At 65.1% G+C, this 26,266-nt stretch carries 26 protein-coding genes; 17 read left to right on the top strand and 9 right to left on the bottom strand.

The window, feature by feature from the left end; all coding sequences use genetic code 11:
• Positions 1-1,782, top strand: a complete 1,782-nt coding sequence (locus OY559_RS17000; protein ID WP_277727439.1) for an ATP-binding protein — start codon at positions 1-3, stop codon at positions 1,780-1,782.
• 134 nt (positions 1,783-1,916) lie between these two features.
• Here the strand turns inward: OY559_RS17000 and OY559_RS16995 are convergent, their stop codons facing one another.
• A complete protein-coding gene (locus OY559_RS16995; protein WP_277727438.1) occupies positions 1,917-3,173 on the bottom strand; it encodes a hypothetical protein in 1,257 nt (418 codons plus the stop codon).
• 341 nt (positions 3,174-3,514) lie between these two features.
• Between OY559_RS16995 and OY559_RS16990 the strand changes: the two genes are divergently transcribed.
• From OY559_RS16990 to OY559_RS16950, 9 genes are all read left to right on the top strand, one after another.
• Positions 3,515-3,733, top strand: a complete 219-nt coding sequence (locus OY559_RS16990; RefSeq protein ID WP_277727435.1) for an XAC0095 family protein — start codon at positions 3,515-3,517, stop codon at positions 3,731-3,733.
• 116 nt (positions 3,734-3,849) lie between these two features.
• Positions 3,850-4,785, top strand: coding sequence for a DUF2059 domain-containing protein (locus tag OY559_RS16985; RefSeq protein WP_277727434.1), 936 nt, complete (start codon positions 3,850-3,852; stop codon positions 4,783-4,785).
• A gap of 201 nt (positions 4,786-4,986) precedes the next feature.
• Complete coding sequence (locus OY559_RS16980; RefSeq protein WP_277727432.1) at positions 4,987-5,310, top strand: hypothetical protein; 324 nt, start codon at positions 4,987-4,989, stop codon at positions 5,308-5,310.
• Positions 5,311-5,333: 23 nt separating this feature from the next.
• Complete coding sequence (locus tag OY559_RS16975; RefSeq protein ID WP_277727430.1) at positions 5,334-6,014, top strand: hypothetical protein; 681 nt, start codon at positions 5,334-5,336, stop codon at positions 6,012-6,014.
• Positions 6,011-6,430 carry a hypothetical protein gene (locus tag OY559_RS16970; RefSeq protein WP_277727428.1) on the top strand — a complete coding sequence of 140 codons (420 nt, stop codon included), beginning with the start codon at positions 6,011-6,013 and terminating at the stop codon, positions 6,428-6,430. The genes OY559_RS16975 and OY559_RS16970 overlap by 4 nt, the downstream gene beginning before the upstream one ends.
• Before the next feature lie 487 nt (positions 6,431-6,917).
• Complete coding sequence (locus tag OY559_RS16965; protein ID WP_277727427.1) at positions 6,918-7,385, top strand: hypothetical protein; 468 nt, start codon at positions 6,918-6,920, stop codon at positions 7,383-7,385.
• Between the two features lie 256 nt (positions 7,386-7,641).
• Entirely contained in the window at positions 7,642-9,036 is a 1,395-nt protein-coding gene (locus OY559_RS16960) for a pectate lyase family protein (RefSeq protein ID WP_277727426.1), read from the top strand.
• Positions 9,037-9,263: 227 nt separating this feature from the next.
• Positions 9,264-9,617 (top strand): FKBP-type peptidyl-prolyl cis-trans isomerase, encoded by a 354-nt coding sequence (locus OY559_RS16955; RefSeq protein WP_277727425.1) that lies wholly within the window; start codon positions 9,264-9,266, stop codon positions 9,615-9,617.
• A gap of 10 nt (positions 9,618-9,627) precedes the next feature.
• Entirely contained in the window at positions 9,628-10,158 is a 531-nt protein-coding gene (locus tag OY559_RS16950) for a hypothetical protein (protein ID WP_277727423.1), read from the top strand.
• Between the two features lie 70 nt (positions 10,159-10,228).
• Here OY559_RS16950 and OY559_RS16945 read toward each other — a convergent pair whose 3' ends face one another.
• The gene (locus tag OY559_RS16945) at positions 10,229-10,810 is read right to left on the bottom strand and encodes a pyridoxamine 5'-phosphate oxidase family protein (protein ID WP_277727422.1); all 582 of its coding nucleotides are present in this window, start codon (positions 10,808-10,810) and stop codon (positions 10,229-10,231) included.
• A 148-nt stretch (positions 10,811-10,958) separates the two neighbouring features.
• Between OY559_RS16945 and OY559_RS16940 the strand changes: the two genes are divergently transcribed.
• Positions 10,959-12,308, top strand: coding sequence for a hypothetical protein (locus OY559_RS16940; RefSeq protein WP_277727421.1), 1,350 nt, complete (start codon positions 10,959-10,961; stop codon positions 12,306-12,308).
• 18 nt (positions 12,309-12,326) lie between these two features.
• On the opposite strand, the gene OY559_RS16935 is transcribed toward OY559_RS16940, so the two are convergent.
• The 4 genes from OY559_RS16935 to OY559_RS16920 form a co-directional block, all read right to left on the bottom strand.
• The gene (locus OY559_RS16935; RefSeq protein WP_277727420.1) at positions 12,327-13,067 is read right to left on the bottom strand and encodes a LytR/AlgR family response regulator transcription factor; all 741 of its coding nucleotides are present in this window, start codon (positions 13,065-13,067) and stop codon (positions 12,327-12,329) included.
• The gene (locus OY559_RS16930) at positions 13,061-14,365 is read right to left on the bottom strand and encodes a sensor histidine kinase (protein ID WP_277727419.1); all 1,305 of its coding nucleotides are present in this window, start codon (positions 14,363-14,365) and stop codon (positions 13,061-13,063) included. The genes OY559_RS16935 and OY559_RS16930 overlap by 7 nt, the downstream gene beginning before the upstream one ends.
• Positions 14,366-14,405: 40 nt before the next feature.
• Positions 14,406-14,696, bottom strand: coding sequence for a hypothetical protein (locus tag OY559_RS16925; RefSeq protein ID WP_277727418.1), 291 nt, complete (start codon positions 14,694-14,696; stop codon positions 14,406-14,408).
• A 179-nt stretch (positions 14,697-14,875) separates the two neighbouring features.
• Positions 14,876-16,321: a M20/M25/M40 family metallo-hydrolase gene (locus OY559_RS16920; protein WP_277727417.1), complete on the bottom strand. Its 1,446-nt coding sequence runs from the start codon at positions 16,319-16,321 to the stop codon at positions 14,876-14,878.
• 398 nt (positions 16,322-16,719) lie between these two features.
• On the opposite strand from OY559_RS16920, the gene OY559_RS16915 reads away from it, so the two are divergent.
• Complete coding sequence (locus OY559_RS16915) at positions 16,720-18,210, top strand: ComEC/Rec2 family competence protein (protein ID WP_277727416.1); 1,491 nt, start codon at positions 16,720-16,722, stop codon at positions 18,208-18,210.
• 20 nt (positions 18,211-18,230) lie between these two features.
• On the opposite strand, the gene OY559_RS16910 is transcribed toward OY559_RS16915, so the two are convergent.
• Positions 18,231-19,265, bottom strand: a complete 1,035-nt coding sequence (locus OY559_RS16910; protein WP_277727415.1) for an NAD(P)H-dependent flavin oxidoreductase — start codon at positions 19,263-19,265, stop codon at positions 18,231-18,233.
• Between the two features lie 112 nt (positions 19,266-19,377).
• Here OY559_RS16910 and OY559_RS16905 point away from each other — a divergent pair, with 112 nt between their 5' ends.
• A complete protein-coding gene (locus OY559_RS16905; RefSeq protein ID WP_277727414.1) occupies positions 19,378-19,578 on the top strand; it encodes a hypothetical protein in 201 nt (66 codons plus the stop codon).
• A 9-nt stretch (positions 19,579-19,587) separates the two neighbouring features.
• Here OY559_RS16905 and OY559_RS16900 read toward each other — a convergent pair whose 3' ends face one another.
• Positions 19,588-19,974, bottom strand: a complete 387-nt coding sequence (locus tag OY559_RS16900; protein ID WP_277727413.1) for a DUF6165 family protein — start codon at positions 19,972-19,974, stop codon at positions 19,588-19,590.
• 82 nt (positions 19,975-20,056) lie between these two features.
• Here OY559_RS16900 and OY559_RS16895 point away from each other — a divergent pair, with 82 nt between their 5' ends.
• The 4 genes from OY559_RS16895 (at position 20,057) to OY559_RS16880 (ending at position 25,662) form a co-directional block, all read left to right on the top strand.
• Positions 20,057-21,346 (top strand): glycoside hydrolase family 2 protein, encoded by a 1,290-nt coding sequence (locus OY559_RS16895; RefSeq protein ID WP_277727412.1) that lies wholly within the window; start codon positions 20,057-20,059, stop codon positions 21,344-21,346.
• 80 nt (positions 21,347-21,426) lie between these two features.
• Positions 21,427-22,041, top strand: coding sequence for a hypothetical protein (locus OY559_RS16890; RefSeq protein WP_277727411.1), 615 nt, complete (start codon positions 21,427-21,429; stop codon positions 22,039-22,041).
• Between the two features lie 85 nt (positions 22,042-22,126).
• Positions 22,127-23,365 carry an MFS transporter gene (locus tag OY559_RS16885; RefSeq protein WP_277727410.1) on the top strand — a complete coding sequence of 413 codons (1,239 nt, stop codon included), beginning with the start codon at positions 22,127-22,129 and terminating at the stop codon, positions 23,363-23,365.
• Between the two features lie 152 nt (positions 23,366-23,517).
• Entirely contained in the window at positions 23,518-25,662 is a 2,145-nt protein-coding gene (locus OY559_RS16880; RefSeq protein WP_277727409.1) for a methyl-accepting chemotaxis protein, read from the top strand.
• An 18-nt stretch (positions 25,663-25,680) separates the two neighbouring features.
• On the opposite strand, the gene OY559_RS16875 is transcribed toward OY559_RS16880, so the two are convergent.
• Positions 25,681-26,259 (bottom strand): mechanosensitive ion channel family protein, encoded by a 579-nt coding sequence (locus OY559_RS16875; RefSeq protein WP_277727408.1) that lies wholly within the window; start codon positions 26,257-26,259, stop codon positions 25,681-25,683.
• Positions 26,260-26,266 lie beyond the last annotated feature (7 nt).

The raw sequence follows: 26,266 nt of genomic DNA, 5'->3' as shown, positions 1-26,266 counted from the left end.
ATGACGATCGTAGTTGGTGAGGTTGTCGCAGTAAACGGAACGAAAATATCTCTGAAGATATTTGAAGAGTCCAATCGCGAAGTTCTGTTCTACAAGGGGGAGCAGTACAAAGGCGTATCGATAAGAGAGTACATCTCGATACAGCGCGGCTTCCGAAAGATCGTGTGCTTGGTCGAGGGTGAGTACTTGGACGAAAAAAAGTCCGAGATAGACGGCGTACGAGTAGATTTCACGAGGCGCGTAGATGTAAGGCCGGTCGGATACTTTGAGTCAGGGAAATTTCTTCAGGGCATAAAGTTCATGCCCATGATCAAGGATCAGGCTCAGCTTCTTAATGAAGAGCAGATCTCGACCATCTTCACTAAGCCTGACGCCGGTGTCGCGGTGGTAATAGGAAGACTACTTAAGGAAGGAATAGAAGTGGGGCTGCCCTGGAGGCGCCTGTTCAATACGCACATCGGGATCTTCGGAAATACGGGTAGCGGGAAGTCCAACACGCTGGCAAAGCTTTACACGGCGCTGTTTGAGAAAAAGTACGCATCCATAGAAGGTGTCAGTAGGTTCGTAATAATCGACTTCAATGGCGAGTACACGGGAGCGCAGTTGGTTCCTCGTGCATCCAAGACGGTCTACGATTTGAACACTCGCGTCGACAACGGGGACAAGTTCAAGTTGCAAGAGTCGGAATTCTGGAGTGCGGAGACATTGGCTCTTCTCTTCCAGGCAACTCCCAATACGCAGCAGCCATTCCTGAATAGATTGGTCCTCGGCAGGGCGAGGTATGCGAACAACGCAGATTCGCTCACTAGATACGCACACTCTTCTTTCAGAAAGGCGATGTGTGCCGCTCGCCCCAGGCCTGAGTCGCTGGATTTGTTGAGATCTATTGCAAGGTTGCTGGGTGCAAACGAAGTTTCAGATGCCCTGAAAAGAATCAGTTGGCATTCCGGATTTTCGAAGTTCTTTCGTCCAGACGGAGGTGTCTACTTCGACTCGGATGGCGCAAATTACGACGCACATCTTGCAGCAACAGTGGAAACGATGGATCTCAGTCAACTAGATTCATTCTTGCAGCTGCAAATCAGGGCAAACCTTCAGCTGGTTAATGATCTTGTGCATGGGTATGTTCAGTTTGATTTCATCCAGCCTCTTCTTAAGAGGATCGAGTCGGTCTCTGCTGAGCTAAGTAGGGTCGTAGAGGTTGCTCGGGGAGAAGTTGGGGAGCAAACGGTTACCGTAATATCCCTTAAGAGGTGTAGCAACGCGGTCAAGAAGATCCTTCCACTGCTCGTAGCGAAGCACTACTACGGCGCTCATAGGGCCAGAGTAGCGCAGCCTCCAGATGGAACATTCACTCTCATCATTGATGAGGCTCATAACATTCTTTCTCAGCAGTCGAGTAGAGAGCAGGAGAGCTGGAAGGACTATCGGCTTGAGATGTTCGAGGAGATCGTGAAGGAAGGCAGAAAATTTGGCTTCTACATCACCCTGTCAAGTCAAAGGCCGGCTGACATATCGCCAACAATTGTGTCCCAGCTGCACAACTTCTTCATACATAGATTAGTCAATGATCGAGATCTTCTCCTGATCGACAACACGATCACCACGTTAGATTCACTATCCAAGGGGCTCATCCCGAGCCTTTCTCAGGGCGCGTGTGTGGCGACAGGGACTGCCTTCGACCTTCCCCTTGTTTTGCAGGTAGATCCCATGGGTCGGGAGCTGAGGCCGGACAGCGATGACGTCGATCTTGAGAGCTTGTGGAGGCCGAGGTTGCTCTGACTTGTTAAGTCCGCTGCCGTCGGGCCGACCGCTTCTTGCAACTAAGATGGTTATGGATCAACGGAAGATCTTGAGGACTCTCCAGCGTCCACGCACCGCTGCTCCCAATGTTAGATCTGTGATGACTCAGCCTTTCATGTAGGCAAAATTCCACTCAGTTCCCGCAGGCCTGCGACAACCGCTGCCAAGAATGCGGCCAGGCTAGCTTTGTTGTAGGGAGAGCTTTTCATGAACTTGGAGAACGAAGGCGGCTGCTCTTCACTCCTTGCCGCTTCCTCACGGCTAATCTCACGCGTTCGCGCGAGGAACATGCTTACTCCTACGAAGAGAACTCCGGATGCAAAGAGTAAAGATGGAACGATGACCCAACGCGGCGGAACTCCGTTCTCCAGCATTGCCCCCGCCAGGGCAAACATGACGGCGATGCCGCCAGCGTTGATCGCAAGTAGATAGCGCCTTATCCCATCACTCAACTCGTTTGCTCGGCGCTGGTGATCCTTCCAATCGACTTTGGACATGCTCTTCTCCGTTGAGTGACCTTTCGACTGAATACCTGAAAGCCACGCCGCGTAGTCAGAGCGTGGCGGAAGAAGTCCAGAGGCCCTTGGCCCAGCGAAATCAACCGTGTTCACATCTGGAGCGGTCGGTGCCAATTTTTTCAGGTCGTTCCGTACCAACCTCCCGTGCGCTTGCAGCGCCTCTGCAAGCTCAGCGGCGAAGAAGGCTATGTCATTTGTGTACTGGACGATCGCGTCCATGGCGTCGTGATACATGGCATCGGTGTGACCATCGGCTCTCTTAAGTCCAAAGTAGTCCTGGATAAAGGTAGGGTCTGTTGGATTCCTGATCTTGAAATTATCAATTAACTCAGATCGTACTGAGATCGCATTTCCAAGCTCATTCGCAGACTGATCAACCATCGAAATAAGGGCTAGTGCTTGCCCTGGCATGCGCTGAGAGCCGAATACAAGGTTCTTCAACGCATCCGTAGGTAACGTCAGCGGCGTTATCTTCGTTAGTTCGGCAACGAAATGAACCCCGGTTGGAGGAGCTCCGGTCGGGCGCGCTGCGAATGCGTTTTCCGCAACTTTTCGATCCGCAAAGAACTTATCCGCCAGTGGTCCGACTTGTTGACGCTTTACCGCCAATGCTTGATTGGCGATCGTGGCTGCTAACACGACAATTGCATTTGTCTGTCGCATAGCCTCCAAGAGCTCTCTCCTGCGCGCAGATCTTTCTGAGAGTTTCTGTGCGCCCCAAACACCAAATGCGGCGCCCGCGAGCGCTGACACGAATGCGCTTGCAAACGAGGAGTTCAGTGTCTGCGAGATGGCCCCCCAGGCCCCGATCTCGGTCGCTGCCTTAGCGCAGCAAGCTGAAATGGTCGACATCTTTCTTGCTCCCCCGAGTTCATAGGACTTTAAGGTGATTGTTCTCTGAGTGCAAAATGTAAATAGACACCCCGCCATCCCCGAAGCAAACTTGCCTCCAAGGAGCGTCGAATCTCCGGCAATCAGCGGCACCCGCCCCGGCAACTCAGGCGGGTTTCTTATGCCCAATGCATCGGGCACTTCCGACGCAGTCCGTTCTACGTCGGGAGGGTGGCGGAATAGAACACCCTTCGGGGAAATACGCCCGGCTGGCTGATTGCAGCTTCGACCCTCCCGACACCCTGCGGGCGCACGCCGCGCCCGCAGGCACGCCTTGCACCACGCACGCGGAAGGATTCGCCATGAAGCACGCAACGCCCGCCGACCCCGGCTACCACCTGCCCATCGAAGCCCACGCCGAACTGCAGGCCCTGCGCGACCACCTGCACCTGCTGGCCCAGCTCAGCACCCCCGAACACCAGAACCCCGACGACCTCATCCTCCCCCGCGCCGGCCTGGCCCACTGCTTCACCCACCTCGCCGACACCGCCGACCACATCGTCGCCGCCGTCACCGCCTGACGCTGCACGCCCGGCATGGCATAGTCTCCCGCGGGCGCAATGGGGTCTGCGCCCGCAAACGCACGCATCACGGAGACGCCGCACCCGGCCTCTCCCTGCACACGGCAAGGGGACACATGGTCAAGCAAGGAATGACGCGCGCATGCGCGATGACGGCGTGCCTGCTGGCCGCCACCACGGCGGCGTCCGCGCAGGCGGCTGAGCCCTCGCACGGCATGCGTGTGACGGAGGCCTTGGCGTTCGACAAGACCTTCGAAGACGGCATCATGATCTGCCACGAGAAGATGGCGAGGTACGACCTCGACTCGGCCATCAAGACCAACCCACAGCTGCTCGGCGGCATCCAGCGCGGCGAGCCGGAGTTCGCCGAGGCCGAAGCCGCTTACAACGCGATGATGGCGAGCTACTGCGACTACGACCAGGCTGAAGCGAAGGCAGCGTTCGCGCATGCACTGGAGGACAGTCTCCTCCCTGCCGATGCGGAGGCGCTGGTGGCGTTCTATGCGACCGAGCTGGGCCAGCGATTCGTCAAGGCCACCCAAGCGGCCAACATCGCCTCCAACCGCGTGACCGAACCCAGAGTGGAAAGCGAGCAGTCCACCGCCATCTTCGGCGAGAAGATCGCCGCGCTGGTCGCCCGCAGGGCGCCACCGGCGGGACAGGAGCGCGTCGTGGGAGCGGCACGGGCACTGCCTTCGGCCGACGCGGCCGTGGCGCTGTCCGACCGCATCATGCAGTTCATCGTGGCGGGCAATCCCGCCGAAGGCTTTGACCTGGCGCTACCGCACGCCCTGGTGACGAAGGCGCAGATGGACGACTTCAACAAGCAGGTGAAGACCCACCAGGACACCTGGGGCGCCCGGTTCGGAAAGAGCACCGGCTACGAGTTGCTGCGCAACGACACAATGGGCGACTCCCTGATACGCACGATCTTCCTCCACCGTTTCGACGAACACGCCATCGTCTGGTACTTCGTCTGGTACCGCGGCACCCAGGGCTGGGTGCTGAGCCGCTTCGTCTTCGTCGAGGATTCCACCAAGCTGTTCGAGTAGCGCGGAGCCAGCGTAGCCCGGGTAAGCACAGCGCACCCGGGGCGCATTACACGGAACTGTTCCGATCCCCGGGTGCGGCCTTCGGCCTTACCCGGGGTACGCGTTTCATGGCTGCCGCCGACTCTGTTGTCGCTAGCGTGACGGCCTGACGGAGGAGGCCGCGCATGGCATAGTCCTTGCGCATCGGCCTTGGGGAAGGGCATGACCATCCGCGATTACCTGCGCCAGCGAAAAGCGCGCTACCTCGGCATCGGCACCGCCTGCCTCGTGTTGGCCGCCGGGTTGACCCTGGCCCACGGCATCTGGGGGCACGCCATCTACAGCGCCGCCGCTTTGGTTTTCGTACTGGGCTACGTGGCATGCGTGGTCCTCTCGCGCAGCATCGCGTGCCCACGCTGCAAGAGCGCCGTGGGTGGCTACACCACCTGGCTCAGCCTGCGACCCTCCGGCTCCTTCCGCCGCACGAACTACTGCGCCGGCTGCGGCACCAGCTTCGACGAGCCCGTGATACCTCCGCGCACCTGACCACCCCCACAAGGAACCGTGGCATGCCAACCAATGACACGCTGAGCTTCGCCGAACTGGAGCGCCGCCTGCGCGCCGTACCGGACGGCCCCTCGGCCATCCTCAATACCCCTCCGCTCTACCGCGTCGCCAACATGGTCGGTGGTGTGGGATGCGTCCTTGCACTCATTCCGCTGATCCTCGTGCGCATCCTTCCCGCGGCGCCCTGGATGCTGACCCTGGTGCAGATCGCTTTCGCCATCATGGTGGTGGCATGGCTGCCGGTCTTCGTCCGGCACGTCTGGACGCTGGGCATGACCATGTGGAACTGGCGGAGGGAACAGGTGGAGCAACTGGACCACGATCGCCCGGAATTCGAGGCGATCATCGCGTGGCTGTGCCAGCAGCCGGTGCACGCCTTGAGTGGATGCCAGAGGATGGTCGCGCTGACCCAGCGCCAACTGATGGCGAAGATAGGCCTGCTGGCGGGCGGTCTTGACCGTCTCGGCATTCTGCCGGCGATGGCGGCGGCCTATCTCTTCCTGCGCAACGTCGGCGACATTCTCGACATGCCCCTCTGGGAGGTGCTGGTCGCAGTCCTTCTGATCTTGCTGTGGCTCATCATCACCCTGGCCACGCTGATGCGCATACGGCTGCAACTCTACGAATCCCTGCTGTCCGAAGCGCTGAAGATGAAAGCGGGATCGCAAACGGTGGCGGGATGAGCGAATCACCCAATCCGTACCAAGCGCCCACCGCGACGTTTCCACCAACCAGCAGCCCTGCGATGCCTCCCGCATTGCGGGCCACGCTGGCGTGCTATCTGACGCACTACGTGCTTGAAATGCTTTCGCTCTGGCGAGGTTCATCCGGAGATATCGGATTGTTCCTTCCGGTAGCCTCGATCAATGGCGCTTACTGCGTCGCCATGTGCTTCGCGCTATGGCGTCGGTGGCAATGGGCGAGAGTGTGGTTGGTGATGACCACGGTGCTTTCCGCCTTCGTCCTGCTGACGCTGCTACGGCGCGGCATATGGGGCGCGCAATGGATAGCTACGCTGGCCTCCTTCCTGCGTATCGCCGTCGCGGCGATGCTCTTCCTGCCTTCGGTCCGTCGCTGGTTCGCGCCCCGCCGCACGTGACGCGCACGGTGGGCCAGGGCCCACCCTACGCACGAGATGGCATTCCAAGCCCCATCGCTCTCACATTGAGCCCCATCGATGGAGCGCTGAGCCCCATCGATCGAGCTCCGAATCCCAGACGCCGGGCTCCCCCATGCCATCGATGGCTTTCCGAGAGCCATCGATCGCTCTCCTAAACCCATCGATGGCATTCCGAGCGCCGTCGCTCTCACATTGAAAGCCATCGATCGCTTTCAAAGACCCATCGATCGCTTTCCGGGAGCCATACCCTGGCTTTCCGAAAGCCATCTGCAAGGCTCCGAGCTCCAGACCTCACATTCCGGAAGCCATCGATGGCTTTCCGCGCCCCATCGTTGGCATTCCGTGCTCCATCTTGCATGTCCCGCGCCCCGCATTTGTGAGAGGCAATCCCGCGCGCTGCACGCTAGGCTGCGGTCGTCGGCGATGAACGCCGACGTGTCCTTTCAATGTGATCAATGGAGTGAACATGACCCAGAACCGCATCTCCCTGCGCCTCAACGACGACGACCTGGCCGCCGTCGAAGGCGCCATCGCCACCCTGGAGCAGCACCTCACCGGCCTGATCGGCCTGACCCCCGACGAGCGCCGCGAACTGACCAAGATGGGCGACAAGTCCGAAGCCTTCTGCCGCCAGGCCGTCATCACCCTGGGCAAACACCCCGACGTACTGCCGCGCAACTTCGACGTGGACGAATACCGCGCCGACCTGGCCGCCCTCGACGCCCTGCGCCCACTGCTCGCCCGCCTGCAACGCGTCTACGACCGCATGATCGACAGCGAAATGGCCCTCGGCAGCGACCTGATGGTCGCCTCCCTCGAAGGCTACGCCCACCTCAAGGTAGCCGGCCGCGGCGATGGCCTGGACACGTTGAAGGAGGCGCTGGGCGCCCGGTTCAATCGCAAGCGCAGGCAGGAGCCTGAGCCGGCGGTGTGAGTGCAGCGTCTTGCAGAAGAAGGGCGAGCCTCGGCTCGCCTTTTTTCTTGTCTCGCCTGCCGCTGCTCATCGGCCAAAGACAAACGCAAGGATTCTCCCGGCGGACCAAGGTAAGCACTGTGCATCCGGGGTCCGCCATGGATCGCGTAGGCGTAGGACATCAAAAATGCGGACGTCGTCGATAAGATGAGGCCGGCCATTCGTAATGCGGCCGAAAATTCCAAATCACCATGGACCAGAAGTAAGGAGAACCCAGATGGACAAGGAACGCAGGAAGTGGATCTCAGCGGGTGGTGGGGCGGCCGCAGCGGCTACGTTATTCGCGTCGGCGGCACCCAGCACCAAGGCACAGTCAATCATCAGCGCAGATGATGTCAGTTACCAGCAGAGTGACCCGAGTGCGATCGTGCGTACCGCGCAGGACAAGCTACGCGAACGCGTGACGCTGGAAGACTTCGGTGCGGTAGGCAATGCGGTGACTGACGACACAGTTGCCGTGAATGCAGCCATTCAACACCTCGTGTCAAAAGGTGGTGGGACCATCTGGCTTCTGGCGAAGGAGTATTACCTGCACGATTCCGTCACGATTCCCGAGGGGGTGGATATCGAATTCGCTGGCGAGAACGGCCGGCGGTCCATCTTCAGGACGCGGAACCATGGATTGCCTGCGTTCCGCTACATGAGAAGTGCAGCGACGACACAGTCCGCCTCGGTGCTGACCCTCCGTAACCTGACGCTGCAGGAGCTCGGTCATGCCAAGACGCCGGGAGGCGCTGCGATCCAGTTCTGGGGCTACAGCCAGATCTATCACAACAACGTGTTGAATTGCTTCGACTGCACCTTCATCGGATACGACAGCGCGGTATGGACGCGTTTCGTAGGCAAGGCGAGGTTCCAGGGGTGCTATTACTGGAACAACAATATCGGCCACAGGATGGACCGGGATTCCTCGTTCCATTACTTCTCCGAATGTCTCGCACTTAACAATGTCAGCTGGATCGACGCCGACGATGTTCGAGGCCTGGCGCAGGGACAGGTCGTTTCCGACGGCATTTCCAATACTCTGATCATCGACAGCTGCGTCAGCGTCAATGCCTCCGGCGACGACATCCGGGTGAACGGTTGGCAGTCGGTCTATATCGCGAAGGGCGGCTGCGACGGCGGGTCTGCCACAAGCGGGGCGGCGCTTCGCTTGAGTAACGTGCAGGATTTCAGCGTCGAGGCCATGTACCTGTCCTCCAGCTCCAAGCTCAACGGGCGGGCCGGTTTGTTCCTGGACGATTGCAGCAAAGGAAAGATCAGTGGCTGCTCGTTCGTGAGCTGCGACATCGGCCTGCTCCAAACGGGTCCGTCTCCCGCCTCCGTCGCCACGTTGGCAGGCGCCAGTACCAGGATCACCGTGGACGGCAATACGTTCCGCGACAACTTCCGCAGCGATCTGCGAACCAATGGCTACCTCAGGTCGAGCAAGATCATCGGAAATCATTTCGAAAGCAATGTCGCCCGAACAGGTGCCGACTACGATGTCTACGTCAACGAAGTGAATAGTGTCTGCAATATCGTGAAGATGAATACCTTTCGCTATAGCGCATACACCATCGCGTCCGGCGCGGGATCGATCATCGGCGACAACATTTTTGATGCTCCCTGAGCCAGCGTAACGGGGGGCGTGCCTTACGTGGAACGGGTCCGGTCCCCCAGGGGCTTTGGACCCGACGCCGGATCCGAAAGACATGCAGCAGAATGGCGAGCTTCGGCTCGCCATTTTCTGTTTGCGCAGACCGCATCAGGGACCGTCCTATGTGCCGCCTTCTTTCATCGCGCGGACCACCAGAGCGATAAACTACGGCCCACGAGACTCCCTACAAGGAACCCATCATGGCATTCACCACCACCGCTTCCGGCCTGCAATTCGAAGACACCGTCGTCGGCAGCGGCGTCGAGGCCAAGCCCGGCAGCAATGTCACCGTGCACTACACCGGCTGGCTGTACGAGAACGGCGCGCAGGGCGCCAAGTTCGACTCCAGCAAGGACCGCGGCGAACCCTTCATCTTTCCCCTTGGCGGCGGCATGGTCATCAAGGGCTGGGACGAAGGCGTGCAGGGCATGAAGGTCGGCGGCCAGCGCACCCTCATCATCCCCGCCAATCTCGGCTACGGCGCCCGCGGCGCCGGCGGCGTCATCCCGCCGAACGCGACGCTGAAGTTCGACGTCGAACTGCTGGGCACCTGAGGGACGCACGATGCGACGCGCCGTCGCGACACCACGGACCGGGCCGTCCGCGATACGCGTCGCGGCGGTCATGGCCCTCGGCATCGGCGGCGTTGCTTGCACCCATTTCGACGGCGCGCGTACGGCGCGCCACCTGCACAGCAGTGAATGGCTGACGCGCGTCACCGTACCGGGCAACGAAGTGACTGCGCTGGCCTCGCTGTCCTTGCCCGCAACGGTGCCCGCCCCCGGCGACGGGCACTGGGACTTCCATGGCCGCCCCTTCTCCACCAGGGACGGCGTGTCGGTGTACGAGACGTACACGCGCGTCGATGCCGCCGGAAAGCCCTATCGGTCCTACGCGAAGCTGCGCGGCGGGCCGTGCATCGATGCAACGGAACTCGCGCGCCGCATCGACGCGCGCCTTCATTTCCCGGGGCATCCCCACGCCGGTCTCCCCGAGCCTGTCTACCGCCGCGACTCCGGCAGCACGCTGCTTTTCCTGCACGCGCGCCGCGGCGATCATTGCCTGGTGGGAGTGTCGGCACGTCGGAAGCGCTAGCGCGTAGGGCGGGCTCAAGCCCGCCATCGCACGCCATCCGTACCCCTCGAACGGCGGGCCAGGGCCCGCCCTACGGCGTTCCGCGTAGCGCCGCCAGCTGCGCTTCCAGTTCCGCAATCCGCCGGTCGCGCTCGTCCAGTACACGTTGCACATCTTCCGCTTCGAACCGCACGGGAATGTACTTCGGACAGTTCCAGTCGAAGGCTTCCACGTGGATCGTCATCGTGCGTTCGGTTCGTCCCGCGCCCGGTGACTCTTCCACGCTCAACCGGCCCAGCAGCTTCAGGCGCTGGCGATGCGTGTAGTCCATCAGGATCAACGCCACGCGGTCGTCCTGTGCCACGTTGCCCACGCTGATGAACTGGCGGTTGCCGGGCAGGTCGGTGAAGGTCAGCGTCTTCGCATCGACCACGCGCAGGAAGCCCGGTGCGCCGCCGCGGTGCTGCACGTACGGCCAGCCCGTTTCCGATACGGTGGCCATGTAGAAGCTGCGCTGCGCATGGATGAAGGCGGCTTCGTCGGCCCCGAGTTCGGCATTGCGCACCTCGTCGCCGGATTCGAAGGCCCGCGCGTACTGCGCACGGCTGCCGTCGCGCGCCTGCACGTCGCGGACCGCAGGGGTGAAGGCGATGTTCGCGAACGCGTGTCTCATGTCGGTCTCCCAAGGCGGCCTGTCGGGTGGGCTCGAGCCCACCTTCGCACGGTATCCGCCTCCATCCAACGGTGGGCCAGGGCCCACCCTACGGCACCGGCAACACCTGCGCCGGCTGACGTGCCATGCGCTTCGCATCGTGGCGCCTGTGATCAACGACATCCGCGGGGGTGCGGATGACCGGCGTTTCGTCCCATGCCATGCAAGGCTTGCCATGCCGGCGATGCGCCCCAGGGACATCCCCCCGCGGGGGCGGATACCATCGCGCGTCGCGGCGGACGAGGGTGCACGGGTGATCGAAATGGAACGGAGGATGGGTGTGGACGCAGTCGAGATGAGAACAGGGATGCGTCGTGCGGCGCGTGCGCTGGTCGCGATGGCCCTGGCAGCCTTGCCGGGCATGGCATCGGCCAACATGCTGATGCTGCATGCGCAAGGCGATCCCGGGGACCGGGAGCTCTACTTCACCCACCTCATGATGGCCGACCGCACCCCGATGGAGGCGATGCTGGAGCCCACGTCGATCCGCGAGATCGAGGTGTTCGGTCTGTACGAGAACGCGGGCAAGCCGGACTGGAGCGTGCTGAAGCTGCAGTTCGAATGTCCGGTCGAGTCCATACCGGCGTCGCCGAAGTCCAGGCGCGCGACGGGGCCCGCGGTCGCGGTGCCGCTGCGTTGGCGCATGGGCGAGCGCAGTTATCAGTTCACGCGCGACGCGGACAACGTGCCGCTGCCGCCCACGCCGTGGCAATCCGCGTCGAACCCCGCCTACCGGAAGGCCGGCATGCTGGCCTGCAATGAGCTGCTGACGCGGTCCGCCCTGCATGCGGCAGGAGGATGGGACGCGATGGATCCCGCCCGGCTCAATGCGGGCCTGGCGCCGCTCGGGATCGGCGAGGTCATCTCGGTCGCCCAGGCCACGAGCATCGTCAACGTGGGGAGTTTCGTCTGGCGGGATATCTGGAAGGCGCAGAAACCGGGCGGGGCAAGGGACAGGCGATTGACCGAGGCCGAGATCGCGAAGAACCGGAGCGAACTGGCGGCGGTGGGCGCGAAGATGGAGACGCTGGATGCGCAAGCGCAGGCATTCGCGCAACCCATCATCGACGCGGACCGGGCCGAGCAGGAATTCCTCGCGATTGCGAAGAAGGTCCAGGCGGGCAGAAAGGTCACCGAACTGGAGGGATCCATGTTGATGGTGTGGCTGGGCAAGCCCGAAGCGCTGGCGCTGGCCCGGCTCGGCGCGAATCCGCAGGTGACGGAAGCCTCCGGGATGCGGTTCATCAGCTACAGCGACCAGGCGGACACCCGGTCGGCGGTCGTGAGCGCGGCATCGGGTCGTGTGCTGTCGCAATCCGGCGCCTATACCTCGTGCGACGTCAGCTTCGTGACCGTCCCCGACAAGGCCCAGGCGTGGCGTGTGGCGGACATCCGCATCCGTTCCGAAGGACCGGCGGGCGGCATGTGCCGGTCCCTCCTCAACACGCCGGAGAACTGACGGAAACGTCCGGCGGCCTCAGGCCGATGCGGACGCGGGCGGCGCGGTCGCCAGGAGCGACTGCACCTCGTCCCGATAGCGGCGCCCGGTCACGATCACCCGTCCGCAGTCCAGCGTCAGGCGGTAGCGGCCGGAGCCCAGGGTCAGGATTTCCGTGACGGCGGCGATACGGACCACCGAGGACCGGTGTGCGCGCAGGAATGCGGTGGCATCGAGTTCCTTGATGAACTCACCCAGCGGACGCCGGTAGGTGAACGTGCCCCGTTTCGTTTCGATGTCCAGGTAGTTGCCCTGCGCGCGCACGACCTGGATATCCGTCTCGTCCACGCGCAGGGTGCGCCGGCCCAGCTGCAGCGAAAGCTGGCGCCCGCTGGCCGGCGGCGTGCGCGGCGGCGTGTCGGGCAGCGCCACCAGGCGCGATACGGTTTCCCGCAGCCGCTCCGCCGAGACCGGCTTGAGCAGGTAATCGACCGCCCGGTCCTCGAACGCCTGGACGCCGTGCTGGTCGTAGGCGCTGACGAACACCACCCTGGGGGGCGGGCCGTTCCACCGCCGCAGCGCGGTGAAGCCGTTGCCGCCGGGCAGTTCGATGTCGAGGAAGAGCACGTCCACCTGCGTGCGCCGCGCCAGGCGCATGAGTTCATCCACATCGGTGCATTCGGCCACCACCTGGATGACCGTGCCGGCGACCTTGCCCAGCAGGCGTCGCAATCGCTGCCGTGCCAGCGGTTCGTCGTCGACGATGACGGCGGTCAGCACGTTGCTTCCCTCGCGGCTGGCGCGGTGGGCAGCGCACGGGGATCGGGCAGCGGCACCTGCAGCTCCACGCGGTAGACCTCCGGGTCGCTTTCGCCGCGGTGCAGCTGGCCACGCTCGCCATAGAGCAGCCGCAATCGTTCTTCCACCGCGCGCTGGCCCAGGCCGTTGCCGTCCTTGCGGGCGCCTTCGACGGCGCGCGAGTTCTCCACGGACAGGTGCAGCGTCTGTCCCGATTGCCAGGCCGCCACGGTCACCCAGCCGGGGGCGCGCGATCGCGCGATCGCATGGACGATGGCGTTCTCCACCAGCGGCTGCAGGGACAGCGTGGGCACCGGGATGTCCAGGCAGGCATCGTCCACCCGCACGCTGGCGTTCACCCGCTGGCCCAGCCGGATCTCTTCGATCATCAGATAGTTGCGGACGTGCTTCAGCTCGTCGCGCAGTGGCCGCTCCTGCAACTGGTCGGCACGCAGTCCGTCGCGCAGCATGTCGCAGATGGCGACCAGCATGCGGTCGGCCTGTTCCACGTCGGTCTGCATCAGCTCGGCCACCGAGTTGAGCGCGTTGAACAGGAAGTGCGGATTCAGCTGCGCCCGCACCGCCTCCAGCCTTGCCAGCGCCAGGCTTTTCTCCAGCGCCGTCACCCGGTGCTCGCGGTCTTCGGTGTGTTCGAAGTAGACGATGCCGTGGACCATGGCCACCACCATGATGCCGAGGATCAGATTGTTGCTGACGCTGGTGCCCAGCAGGTCGAGCAGGGGCGGCAGCGTCGGGTACCAGTCGAAGACAGGGTTCGACAGCCAGGCGTACACGGCTTTCGCCACGATGAAGCCGGCCACGAGGCCCGCGTTGATCGCGACATTCCTTCCGAGGTGCCGGCCGCCCAGTGGAAAGCGCGACACCACCAGGTAGGCGACCACGGTCATCGGCACCCAGGCCCAGGTGCTGCCGACGGCGTACGTCAGTGCGCCTGTCCAGCCGTACACCTCGCCGCTGGCGGATCGCATGTCGACCAGCTGCCGCGCCAGCATCAGGCCGTACAGCGTCCACCACCCGGTCACGACCGCGACCAGCACGGCGAAGCGCACGCGCCGGCGGCGCGGCGTCGCGTGCACGTGCGCGTGCGGGAAGGCAGTGTCAGCGTGGTCGTGCATGGCGTGCGTCAGTCCCCGGCCTTCCGACAGGCCGCTGGCATTGTGCGGGACAGGGCAGCCGCGTGCATCGGCGGCGCGGGCGGCCGATGCCGTGTGGCGGATGGCGTCCGGGGTGAACGCCAGGCCGCGACGCTGCGCTCGCACGGCGGTGTCGATGGGCGGGCGGTGCGCGCCGCGAGGGGACTCAGCGCGGGTTGCAGACCGGCGGGTTGGTCATGCCGAACGAGAACAGGTTGCCGCCATTGACGGTGCAGGCGTAGGTCTTGCCGTTGCTGGCCTTGAGCGTCACGTAGGTGTTGACGCCTTCGGTGCGGCGTTCGACCAGGGTCAGCTCCGACGGCGACAGGCCCAGCACGCCGCCGGTTTCGGACAGGATGCGTTCGTCGGACAGGGTATTGGTCTTGGTGGCCACGGCCGCGCAGCCGGTGAGCGAAGCGATGAACAGCGCGCTGATGAGGAAGTGCTGGGTATTCATCCGGGTTCCTATGAAGAGGCGGGGGCCTGCGGTCCGCCCTGCGAGGGCGGCCGAAGGCGCGAGGCCATCATCGGACCCGGCTTCGAACCGGCTCAACCCGGCGGTGACGAGCCGCACCGGCGCGGTGGTCAACGACACCGACCGCCGCTGTCACCGTCCTCATCCCGCCGTTCGCGGGTTCACTGCGCCGGCAACACCTGCGCCGGCCCGCCGGTGACCTTGCCGCGCGTCTTGGCGGTTTCGCCCAGGTAGGCCAGGGCGAATTGGGTGAACTTGACGCTGTGCTGCGCCGATTCGCCCATCGTCGCCAGCGTGTCGTAGGGCGTGTGGATGTAGGGGAAGCTGCCGCCGGGATCGCCGGCCTCGAACATCATCGCGGCGGGATAGCCTGCGTTGGTCCACGACGCATGGTCGGAGCACGCGTAACCGCACGCGACGCTGCCGCGCGTCAGGCCCATCGGCGCCAGGTAGGTGTCGAACAGGGTGATGAAGAAGGTCTTCAGATTGGTGTTGGAGTAGTCGCTGATCAGCTTCATGTCCGTGACCGCGCCGGACTTGTAGTTGGTCATGTCCACCTGCAGCACGCTGACCACGTTGACGCCGCTGGCGCGGAACGACTGCGCGATGGCGTTGGAGCCGCGCAGGCCCACTTCCTCCGCGGCATAGCCCATGAACTTCACCGTGCGCCGTGGCTGCCAGCCGTCGGCCAGTGCGATGCGCAACGTCTCGGTGAGCGTGGCGATGCCCGATGCATCATCGTCGGCGCCCGGCGCATGCTGGTTGGGATCGTAGGGGGTGCTGCCGTTGATCGAATCCAGGTGCGCGCCCAGCACCACGACGTCGTTGGGCAGGTCCCAGCCCCGGATGGTGAGGATGACCGAAGGCTGCGTGCTGCAGTTCGTGCAGGCGGTGAACAGCTCGGTGGTGACATCGCTGCGGCCCGCGGCGAGCGATTGCCAGTGGTCCCGGATCCATTCGGCCGATGTCCTGCCGTGGCTGCTGGCGAAGTAGCGGTTGCGATAGCTGGAGAGGTGGTTGATGGTGTCGTAGAGGCGCTGTTCCTGCACCTGCGGCAACCAGCGGCTCACGGTGGCCTGGTTGTCGAGGGTGTAGCCGGCGAGCAGTGATTTCGTCATCGCCTGCTTCGCGCGATCCGCACTGACGAAGGCGTCGGCCTGCGCGCGGCTGGGGAATGCGAAATAGCCGCCGCAGCGACGCTCGTTGGCATGCACGTAGTGGCTGATCTCGCCCAGGCGGTCGGCCCGGGTTTCGGAAATCACCACCGGCATGCCGGTGCTGTCGCGCCGCGCCACCGCATCACGGGCCAGCCCGCGGATTCCCTGCCAGGTGTCGCGCGAGGTCACGATATACACCGGCACGAACGGGTCGGTCTGCGGCGGCGCCGTCGCGGGCGGAGCGGTCGCGCCGTCTGTCCGCACGGGACGCGGGGGCGACGTTTCCACCAGCCCTGCAGCATGCGGTGTGTTCACCCGGGTTGCGGGGGACGCGGCATGTGCGTGCACGCCCGATGTCTGCACCGCCTGCAGGGTGTCCGACCGCAACAGGAAAAGGCTGATCAGCAGGGCGAGCAGCAGCGTCATCGGACTCGGCAGGAACAGTTTCATCGTGGCCTCCCCCCGGATGGCGGCCTGCAGCGTTACGGGTGCAACGCTACCACTTCCACGGCCGGTCCACGCTGGCGAAGCCCGTCCTCCGATACCCCGTTCCGTCGGACCTCCGGCGGCTTGGTCGCGCGTGCCGCGAGCGGCCTGTCGTTGGCCGCCGTCCTGTTCTGGTCCGGCATCCGCGGCATCCGCAGGCCGGCGTAGGGCGGCGTAGGGCGGCGTAGGGCGGGCTCAAGCCCGCCAGCAGGGAGGCGCCGACACCGGGAATGCTTCGAGCGCGGCGGCCCGACCGATGGATGACCTTGTACGCATCGTCATGGCGTTGGCATGGAGGAGCGCGAACATGGCCATTGCCCCGGGTCGCGTCCCTCCTTCGCCACGGTCCCGAGAGGACGTCCATGATCGACAATCCGTTCGACGCGTTCGTTGGCTCCAGGAAGCCCGTGCCGATGTACGACGCGGCCGAGGAAGGGAAGGCCTTCGCCTACCTGCTGTGGGGCGACGGGGTGAAATTCGAAGGCGCGCCGGGCACCGGCAGCCGGCGCAAGGTCACCGCGCGCGGCAGGACGGGATGGGTGCTGGCCTCCGCGCTCGATGGGACATCGCTGCTGGAGTTCTACTTCATCGACGTGGGGCAGGGCGATGGCGTGCTGGTGAAGACGCCCTCCTTCCAGCACATCCTCATCGACGGGGGATTTCCGCGCGACAAGCAGCCCAGCGGAAAATCGGCGGCGGATTTCATCGACTGGAAGTTCGTGAAGGACTACGGGCTGTCCAGCGTGGAACTGGACGCCCTGATTTCGTCGCACAACGACGAGGACCACTACGGCGGCCTTTCCGACCTGCTGGGCGTCGACGTGACCGAGGAACTGGATGCGGACGCCATCCACGTCGACCGCTTCTATCACGCCGGTGTTTCGTGGTGGACGCTGGACGGCAAGCGGTCGCTCGGCGAGGTGGTGGAGCACGACGGTGAGCGCTACCTGGTCGACCTGCTGGATGACCGCGCTTCCGCGCTGCAGGGCCTGGATGCCGCAAGCCCCCGGCCGTTGCAGGGCGAGTGGGCGAAGTTCATCCGGCGCGTGGCCGATACCACCACCGCGGAGGGCGGCCATTGCGCGTTCGCCAGGCTCAGCGACGAGACGCCCTGGCTGCCCGGCTTCGATCCCGATACCAGCGACCTGTCCATCCGCGTGCTGGCCCCCATCGAGGCCGAGGTGCAGGGACGCGCGGCGCTGCGCAACCTGGGCCAGGCCGACTTGAACACCAACGGCCACAGCATCCTGCTGCGCGTCGACTACGGGCGCACGCGCACCCTGTTGACGGGTGATCTGAACAAGGACGCGCAGCAGGACATCCTGCATGCGATGGCCGGCAGCCTGCTGGACCTGCAATGCGACGTGGCCAAGGCCTGCCACCACGGAAGCGCGGATGTGTCGCTGGCCTTCCTCCAGGCGATGGCGCCCTCGGCGACCATCATTTCATCAGGGGACGCCGAGGGGCACGATCACCCGCGGCCGGCCATCGTGGCCGCCAGCGGCGCGACCGGTCACCTGACGGTGGTCAAGGACGAGATCGTGACGCCGCTGGTGTACTCCACCGAACTCGCCCGCTCCTATGCGGTCGGCAAGCTGGACAGGATCGAGGTGCCCGGGGGTACGGCCGTCGAGGACGACGATCTTGCCCGCACCACGCTGCACTACCGCACCACCAAGGCGGGCGATCTGCGCCCGAAGAAGGGATCCCGCAAGGCGCGGGGAGCCTACGTGGTGTCGGGCCTGGTCTACGGTCTGGTCAACGTGCGCACGGATGGCGAGACCCTGCTGGCAGCGACGCTGGACGAGAAGAACGCAAAGTGGAGTGTCAGGACGTTTCCGGCGCGTTTCTGAGGGTGGTCACGCGGTACCGCTCAGTCCACGCCCATCAACGCCCGCGTCACCGCTGCCGCGCCCATGTCAGGGAACCGCCCGGGGCGGGTGCCGGACCACAACGGCGAGAAGTCATCCAGCCCGCGCGCTTCCGCCGCCGCGCGCAGGGGGACGAGGGCCTGCGATGCCCAGGGGAAGGCGGGTGGCAGCGTGGAGATCGCGCCGAGGTCGCGCATCAGGCGATTGACCAGGCCGCGCGCGGGGCGGCCACTGAAAAGGTTGGTGATCGCGCTACCGCGATCCTGTTGCTGGAGCGCGGCGCGATGCACGGCCGCCGTGGTGGCTTCCGGGCACAGCAGATAGGCGGTGCCGGCCTGCACCGCACTGGCACCTGCCGCCAGCAACCGCTGCACATCGGTACGGTCGCCGACACCGCCTGCGGCGATGACCGGCACCGTCAGCACCTTCGCCAGCGTGGTGACGAGGTCGAGGGTGGTCGGTTGCGCGGTGAGGTCGTCGGAAAGGAAATGCCCGCGATGGCCGCCGGCTTCGATCCCCTGCGCGATCACCAGGTCGACTCCACGCTGCTGCAGCCAGCGGCCTTCCTCCACCGTGGTGGCGGACGCCATCACCCGCGCGCCCCACGCCTTCATGCGCGCCAGCAGGGCGGTGTCGGGCAGGCCGAAGTGGAAGCTGAGGATCTTCGGCTGGAACGGTTCCAGCAGATCCACGGTGGCCGCATCGATGGGCCGGCGCGCACCGGCCGTGGAAGGCGGGGGAGGTTCAACACCGAACGCATCGAAGTACGGCGCAAGCGCGTTCCGCCACCGCTGCTCATCCGCCAGATCGGGATCTGCCATCGCATGGCAGAAAAAGTTGAGGTTGATGGGGCGTTCGAGCGTCGCGAACGTCCGCAGCGCCGCTTCCAGCTGCGTGGCGCCGAGCAGCGCGCATGGCAGCGACCCGAGGCCGCCCGCACCGGCCACGGCCACGGCGAGCGCTTCATCCTGCACGCCCGCCATGGGCGCCTGGATGAGCGGAAGGTCGATGCCCGGCAGGGACGGGACGAGCGCCATGAGGTACTCCGGCAACGTGCGGCGGGTAGCTTACGCTTGCGGTGGCGTGCGCCGTGACGTGCTGACGACACAGCGTGTCCTACGCTGTGATCCATCCCAGAGGAACATGGCCATGGCCCAGAGCACCCGCGAAGACGTCATCCTCCAGCTGGACCGCGTGGACACCGCGCTGGAAGCCCCCGAAGCCGACAAGGCGGCGATCCTGCATGACGCGCTGGAGTGGCTGGCGGACAATCCGCCGAAGGTTGCCGCCGATGCGTTGTACTACCGCGAACGGTTGCAGGTGATTCGCGAGCGCCACGGCGCGGCGTGAGTGCCGCCGTCAGGCCTGGTACTGCTTCTCTTCGATGAAGCGCGAGCCGGCCTGGCGGTTGATGGCGTTCTTCACCTCGATGCGCTTGCCGTTGTGCTGCGCCACCGCGCGTGCGAGCGTGATGAAGCCGGCGTCGAAGGCCTGCGCCGCTTCCTTGGCGCGCAAGGCATCCTGCACGTCCCACATCAATTCGTTGATGGTGCGCAGGTCCGCCTTCAGGGCGGCCAGTTCCGGCTGCGCGGCCGCCAGCCCGCTCCACAGGGCATTCAGGCCCTCCAGTTCCACCTGCACGTGCGCGCGCTTGCCTGCGTCATCGATACGCTCGGCCTTGATCTCGAGGATGGAAATCTTGTCGGCCAGTTCGCCGATGGAGACGGGGATCAGGATGGTGTTCATGCCTGCATTCTAGCGCCCGTCCGTGCCACGACGGGCTGCGTGGCATGATGCCCCGTCGTCCATGTGCCCGGAGAACGCCCGCATGCTGCAGCGCCTGTTCGTGTCGATCCTTGCCCTGGCTGCGCCCGCGTGGGTACTCGCGGCGCCGTCGCAGGTCCGCATCGTGCAGCAGGAGGGCGCATACGTGATGCTGGTGGACGGCGAGCCCTTCCACGTGAAAGGTGCGGGCATGGCCGGTGGCGGCCAGGAAGCGCTGGCCGCGCGCGGAGGCAACAGCTTCCGCACCTGGAGCACGGGAACCGATCACGTCCAGGTGCGCGCGATGCTGGACCGTGCGCAGCGCAACGGGCTGAAGGTGGCGATGGGCATCGACGTGGGCAACGAGCGCCACGGCTTCGACTACGACAACGACGCCGCCGTGGCGGAACAGCTCGAACGCATCCGCCGGGAAGTGGGCCTCTACAGCGACCATCCCGCCGTGCTGATGTGGGTGGTGGGCAACGAACTGAACCTGCATTACAGCAACCCGAAGGTGTGGGACGCGGTCGGGCGGATCGCGGACATGATCCATCGCGAAGATCCGCACCATCCGGTGATGACCACGCTGGCCGGCTTCGACCGGAAGCTGATCGACCTGTTGAAGGCGCGCGCGCCGTCGTTGGACCTGATCGGCATCCAGCTCTACGGCGACATCGGCGCATTGCCGGAGAAGCTGGTGACCAGCGGCTGGACCGGCCCGTACGTGGTGACCGAATGGGGCCCGACCGGGCACTGGGAAAGTCCGCTGACGGCATGGAAGGCACCGATCGAGGACGACGCCTCGCGCAAGGCGATGCTGCTGCAGCAACGCTACGAGCAGGTGATCGCCGCAGACACGAAGCAGGGGTTGGGCTCGTACGTCTTCCTGTGGGGCAACAAGCAGGAGCGCACGCCCACGTGGTACGGCCTGTTCCTGCCGAGCGGGGAAAGCACGCCGGCCGTGGATGCGATGCAGTACGTATGGACCGGTGCGTGGCCATCCAACCGGGCGCCATCGATCCAGCCGTTGACGCTGGACAGTCGGCCCGCCATCGACAGCATCACGCTGGAACCAGGCAGGGAATACACCGCGCGGGTCGATGCACGCGATGCCGACGGCGACACGCTGCGCTATCGCTGGACGGTGCTGTACGAAACCACGGCCACCAGCATCGGCGGTGACCGCGAGGACGTGCCGCCGGCGGTGGCACTGGCGATGGAGGACGACGGCAAGGGTGGGGTGCGTTTCGCTGCCCCTGGCAAACCGGGTGCGTACCGGCTGTTCGTGGACGTGCTCGATGGGCAGGGCCATGCCGCGTACGCCAACCTGCCGTTCCGCGTGGCGGACCGCTGAGCGTCCGGCGGGATTGCGCGGCTGACCCGACTGCGATGGAATGGCGCGTGCGCGCCGGGGGGCGCCTCCAGGGGGACTACATGCGGAACGTGTTGATGGGCCTGCTGCTGCAGGCAGGCGTAGCGGTGTCCGTGTCGGCGCAGGAGCAGGCGCCGCAGGCGGCGATGATGGAGACCGGCACCCTGGTGGTGGACGTCAAGCCGTTCACCAGCGAGAAGGAACTGCCCAAGAAGGTGGACGAGCAGCTGAAGAGCGGCGCGCTGGAATGGGGCGTGCGCGACGGCCAGGTGGTGTTCTCGCTGGTCAACAAGCAGTTCATCGATTTCCCGCTCAACCACATGACCCGCTACGGCCAGCAGGAGACCCTCTCGTTGCCGGCGGGCGACTACCGCGTCACCGGCATCGGCCTGGAAATGACCACGGCCTTCAGCGTGAAGAAGATGCTGGAACGAGGCGCGTTCGTGAACGAGGATGTGGTGACGTTCCGGATCGAACCGGGCAAGACCACCACGCTGTCGGTGAATCCGGTGATCCGTCGCGACGCGACCTTCGCGGTCAACTTCTGGATGCCGACGTTGATGACGCGCGTCACGACCGAGGCCGGCGAAAAGCCGGAAACCGCGCTCAACACGCGTGGCCCCGCCTCGATCGCCTGGCCGCAGTACACGGGACCGCTGAAGTTCGTCGCCAAGTGAGGCGCTGCCGGCACTGAGGGCGGATGGCGGACAGCGTTCCAGTCATGGGGTCGACTGTGGCTGCTGCGCCGCAGCATAATGCGTCATGGACGTTACGCCGCCGGTTTCCTTTCCCTCCGTTGCCGACCAGCTCACCGCGCGCCAGATCGGCCTGATCCTGTTCGCGCTGACGCTGGGGGGCTTTGCCATCGGCACCAGCGAGTTCGCCAGCATGGGGCTGATGCCGAACATGGTGGCCTCGCTCGGCGTGACCGAACCGCAGGTGGGGCATCTGATCAGCGCCTATGCGCTGGGCGTGGTGGTCGGTGCACCGCTGCTGGCGATCCTGGGCGCGGGCTGGAAGCGCAAGACGCTGCTGCTCGCCCTGATGGGCTTCTATGCGCTGGGCAATCTGGCCAGCGCGCTCGGGCCGACCTACGAAAGCCTGCTGGTGTTCCGCTTCATCGCCGGCCTGCCGCATGGCGCGTACTTCGGCGTGGCCGCACTGACGGCGGTGGCGATCAGTCCGCCCCACAGGCGCGGCCGTGCGATCAGCCTGGTGATGCTGGGCCTGACGCTGGCCATCCTGATCGGCAATCCGCTGGCCACGTGGCTGGGGCAGATGATCGACTGGCGCTGGGTATTCGCCTTCGTCGCGATCATCGCGCTGGCGACGGGCCTGTTGCTGGCCATCTGGCTGCCGGTCGGCATCGATGGGCCGAAGGCGAGGCCGCTGGATGAACTGCGTGCCTTCAACCGCGTGCCGGTCTGGCAGGCGCTGGGCATCGGCGCGATCGGTTTCGCGGGCATGTTCTGCGTCTTCAGCTACCTCGCGCCGACGATGCTGGAGGTGACACGCGTGTCGCCGGCCTGGATTCCGCTGGGCCTGGCCGGCTTCGGCGTGGGCGGCGTGATCGGCAACTTCGTCGGCGGTTGGCTGTTCGACCGCTTCCAGCTGCGCGGCGCATGGATGGTGCTGGCGTGGGCGGTCGTGGCGCTGCTGTTGTTCCCGCTGCTGGCGAACGCCTTGCCGACGATCCTGCTCGCTACCGTGGCGATCGGCCTGATGGGCGCGCTCGGCCCCATCCTGCAGTCGCACCTGATGGACGTGGCGGGCGATGCGCAGACGCTCGCGGCCGCGTCGCACCATGCCGCTTTCAATACCGCGAACGCACTCGGCCCTTGGTTGGGCGGCATGGCGATCACCGCCGGCTTCGGCTGGACCTCGACCGGCTACGTCGGTGCGGCGACCGCCGTGGTGGGCCTGCTGGTCTATGCATGGGCGCGGCGGAGGCTCGACGCGCGCACTGTTCCGGCCGGCGTCGCCTGCGAGCCATCGCGCTGAGCCATACGCGCTGCCGTGTGGCTCGGCGCGTGTCATCAAACTGCAACAAAGAGATGGCGGTCGTGGATTGCGCGATGCAGGGCGGCGATGCGTCAATTCGCCGCGCTGCGCGCCGCTAAGGAAGGTGCATTCCTTCCCAACGTCGTACCGCCATGTCGTCGAATACCGCTTCCCGTCCCCTCAGCCTGCAGACCAAGCTGCTGGGTGCCCTGACCCTGGGGCTTGCCGTCATCCTGTTGTGCGCACTGGCCGGCCTGGGCTCGGCGTGGTTCAGCCTTTCCACCGAAGTGCCCGTGCAGGTGGCCCAGGCCGCGGAGGGCGAGCGCCTGAGCCGCGACTTCCGCGTGCAGGTGCAGGAGTGGAAGAACATCCTCATCCGCGGGCACGACGAGGAGCAGCGTACAAAGTACGTCGGCGCCTTCGACCAGAAGGGGCGCGAAGTGGCCGCCCTGGCGAAGACCCTGTCCAGCAGCATCGCCGATCCGCAGGCGCGCAGGCTGGCGGCCGATTTCGCCACCCAGCACCGCGAGTTGGAAGGCAACTACCGCGCGGCCCTGGAACAGTTCGCGGCAGCGGGTTACGACACGCAGGAAGGCGATCGCCTGGTGAAGGGCATGGACCGCCAGTTGGGCGAGACGCTCGAAGCCCTGGTGGCGCGCACCAAGATGATCGCCGATGCGGCGGTGGTGGCGCGTTCGCAGGAAGCACGCCGCATGCTGGTGGCGTGCGCGGCCTTGTCGGTCGCCGCCGCCGTCGTGCTGGTGCTGGTGCTGGCGTGGTGGATACGCCGGTCGGTGATCCGTCCCGTGGTCGCCGCCGCGGCCGCTGCGCGCGCGGTCGCCGCCGGTCGCCTGGACAAGCGCGTGGAAGTGCGCAGTGGCGACGAGATCGGCCAGCTGGGCACCGCAATGGCCGACATGACCGCGACCCTGCAGGGCGTGATCGCCGAGCAGGGCGAAATGGCGTTGCGCCATGACGAAGGCAGGATCAGCTTCCGCATGGACGATTCGCGCTTCCCCGGCGAATACGGGCGCATGGTGCGCGACACCAACGCCCTGGTGGCATCGCACATCGCGGTGATGCAGCGGCTGGTGGAGATCATGCAGTGCTATGCGGTCGGCGACCTCTCCATCGACATGGAGGCGTTGCCCGGCGAGAAAGCCGCCCTGACCGACGCCATGCGCACCACCAAGGCGAACCTTTCGGCGATCAATGCCGAGATCAGGCAGTTGGCGCAGGCCGCGGCATCGGGCGATTTCAGTCGTCGCGGCGACACGCAACGCTACCAGCACGATTTCCGCGACATGGTGGACGGCCTGAACCGCCTGATGGAAACCACCGATGGCAACCTGGCGGATGTGTCGTCGCTGCTGCAGGCCATCGCGCGCGGCGACCTGACGGCGCGGATGGAGGGCGACTTCCACGGCGTGTTCGCCACCATGCGGGACGATGCCAATGCCACGGTGGCGCAGTTGCGCACCATCGTGCGCCAGATCCAGGGTGCGTCGTCGTCGATCAACACGGCCGCAGGCGAGATCGCGGCGGGTAACAGCGACCTGTCGCGCCGCACAGAGCAGCAGGCCGCGAACCTGGAGGAAACCGCCGCTTCGATGGAAGAACTGACCTCCACCGTGCGCCAGAACGCCGACTCCGCACGCCAGGCGAACCAGCTGGCGATCGGTGCGGCTAGCGTGGCATCGGAAGGCGGCACGACGGTCGCGCGCGTGGTCACGACGATGAGCGAGATCGAGCAGTCTTCCCGCAAGATCGCCGAGATCATCTCGGTCATCGACGGCATCGCCTTCCAGACCAATATCCTGGCCCTTAATGCGGCGGTGGAAGCGGCGCGGGCCGGCGAGCAGGGCCGTGGCTTCGCCGTGGTCGCATCGGAAGTCCGGACGCTGGCCCAACGCAGCGCCAACGCAGCCAAGGAGATCAAGGGCCTGATCGAGACCTCGGTGGACAAGGTGGCCGATGGCTCGGCGCTGGTGAACCAGGCCGGCGCGACGATGGGTGAAATCGTCACCGCCGTGCAGCGGGTGACCGACATCATGGCAGAGATCTCGGCTGCTTCGCAGGAGCAGAGTGCCGGCATCGAGCAGGTCAACCAGGCCATCGCGCAGATGGACGAAACCACCCAGCAGAATGCAGCGCTGGTGGAAGAGGCATCGGCCGCCGCCCGCTCGATGGAAGACCAGGCGCGCGAGCTCAATGGAGCCGTCAATGTGTTCGTGCTGGATGCGCGTGCGCCGCAGGATCGCGCCCATGGCCGTGCTCGCGCACTGGCCGCGGCCTAGGGCACCAGCGCTGGCGGACTATTCGGGCGAGGTGGTCGCGGGCGGCGTCCCCGACCGCCAGCGCCGCGTGGTGCGCTGGAAGAAGTGGCTGTTGGGGATCTGCAGCACGGTGTCGCCGCGCAGGGCATCTTCTTCCAGCAGGGTGGTGTAGAGCAGGTTGATGTCGATCACGCGCCCGCGCAGGCCGGGCTTGTCGCCGTTCTCCAGCACTTCGATGTGGTCGTGCACGCGGAACGGACGCGTGGTCAGGATCAGCACGCTGCAGAAGATGTTGGACAGCACGCTCCAGGCGGCGAAGAACGCGACGGCCGCCACGGCGGTGAAACCCGTCAGTGCGGTCCACAGCACGCTGCCGGACACGCCCAGCCGGCCCAGCGCGACCATGAAGGCCGAGACGTAGACCAGCACGCCGAGCAACCGGCGTGCACTGACGGCGACCTGCGCGGGCAGGTGATAGTGCTCGCAGATCCGCCGCACCACGATGCGCAGCAGGCGCAGCAGCAGCCAGGCGGCAAGCAGGATCCCGAGCGCCTGCGCGACGGGAATCGCGAAGCTCGCCCATTCCTGCAACCAGTCCGGAACTTGCGGCGATGCCATCAGCCGT

It is taken from the genome of Pseudoxanthomonas sp. SE1 (assembly GCF_029542205.1).
Taxonomy (GTDB): Bacteria; Pseudomonadota; Gammaproteobacteria; order Xanthomonadales; family Xanthomonadaceae; genus Pseudoxanthomonas_A.
The sequence above is the reverse complement of the archived record's forward strand: the minus strand, read 5'-3'. Positions and strand labels throughout refer to the sequence as shown.

Excerpts from the sequence above, each read along its gene's own strand:
- OY559_RS16945 (WP_277727422.1), bottom strand. The coding sequence starts at position 10,810 with ATGAGACACGCGTTCGCGAACATCGCCTTCACCCCTGCGGTCCGCGAC.
- OY559_RS16980 (WP_277727432.1), top strand. The coding sequence starts at position 4,987 with ATGACCATCCGCGATTACCTGCGCCAGCGAAAAGCGCGCTACCTCGGC.
- OY559_RS16960 (WP_277727426.1), top strand. The coding sequence starts at position 7,642 with ATGGACAAGGAACGCAGGAAGTGGATCTCAGCGGGTGGTGGGGCGGCC.
- OY559_RS16920 (WP_277727417.1), bottom strand. The coding sequence starts at position 16,321 with ATGAAACTGTTCCTGCCGAGTCCGATGACGCTGCTGCTCGCCCTGCTG.
- OY559_RS16955 (WP_277727425.1), top strand. The coding sequence starts at position 9,264 with ATGGCATTCACCACCACCGCTTCCGGCCTGCAATTCGAAGACACCGTC.
- OY559_RS16900 (WP_277727413.1), bottom strand. The coding sequence starts at position 19,974 with ATGAACACCATCCTGATCCCCGTCTCCATCGGCGAACTGGCCGACAAG.
- OY559_RS16890 (WP_277727411.1), top strand. The coding sequence starts at position 21,427 with ATGCGGAACGTGTTGATGGGCCTGCTGCTGCAGGCAGGCGTAGCGGTG.
- OY559_RS16925 (WP_277727418.1), bottom strand. The coding sequence starts at position 14,696 with ATGAATACCCAGCACTTCCTCATCAGCGCGCTGTTCATCGCTTCGCTC.
- OY559_RS16880 (WP_277727409.1), top strand. The coding sequence starts at position 23,518 with ATGTCGTCGAATACCGCTTCCCGTCCCCTCAGCCTGCAGACCAAGCTG.
- OY559_RS16875 (WP_277727408.1), bottom strand. The coding sequence starts at position 26,259 with ATGGCATCGCCGCAAGTTCCGGACTGGTTGCAGGAATGGGCGAGCTTC.
- OY559_RS16990 (WP_277727435.1), top strand. The coding sequence starts at position 3,515 with ATGAAGCACGCAACGCCCGCCGACCCCGGCTACCACCTGCCCATCGAA.
- OY559_RS16895 (WP_277727412.1), top strand. The coding sequence starts at position 20,057 with ATGCTGCAGCGCCTGTTCGTGTCGATCCTTGCCCTGGCTGCGCCCGCG.
- OY559_RS16915 (WP_277727416.1), top strand. The coding sequence starts at position 16,720 with ATGATCGACAATCCGTTCGACGCGTTCGTTGGCTCCAGGAAGCCCGTG.
- OY559_RS16905 (WP_277727414.1), top strand. The coding sequence starts at position 19,378 with ATGGCCCAGAGCACCCGCGAAGACGTCATCCTCCAGCTGGACCGCGTG.
- OY559_RS16910 (WP_277727415.1), bottom strand. The coding sequence starts at position 19,265 with ATGGCGCTCGTCCCGTCCCTGCCGGGCATCGACCTTCCGCTCATCCAG.
- OY559_RS16885 (WP_277727410.1), top strand. The coding sequence starts at position 22,127 with ATGGACGTTACGCCGCCGGTTTCCTTTCCCTCCGTTGCCGACCAGCTC.
- OY559_RS16975 (WP_277727430.1), top strand. The coding sequence starts at position 5,334 with ATGCCAACCAATGACACGCTGAGCTTCGCCGAACTGGAGCGCCGCCTG.
- OY559_RS16965 (WP_277727427.1), top strand. The coding sequence starts at position 6,918 with ATGACCCAGAACCGCATCTCCCTGCGCCTCAACGACGACGACCTGGCC.
- OY559_RS17000 (WP_277727439.1), top strand. The coding sequence starts at position 1 with ATGACGATCGTAGTTGGTGAGGTTGTCGCAGTAAACGGAACGAAAATA.
- OY559_RS16985 (WP_277727434.1), top strand. The coding sequence starts at position 3,850 with ATGGTCAAGCAAGGAATGACGCGCGCATGCGCGATGACGGCGTGCCTG.
- OY559_RS16995 (WP_277727438.1), bottom strand. The coding sequence starts at position 3,173 with ATGTCGACCATTTCAGCTTGCTGCGCTAAGGCAGCGACCGAGATCGGG.
- OY559_RS16970 (WP_277727428.1), top strand. The coding sequence starts at position 6,011 with ATGAGCGAATCACCCAATCCGTACCAAGCGCCCACCGCGACGTTTCCA.
- OY559_RS16950 (WP_277727423.1), top strand. The coding sequence starts at position 9,628 with ATGCGACGCGCCGTCGCGACACCACGGACCGGGCCGTCCGCGATACGC.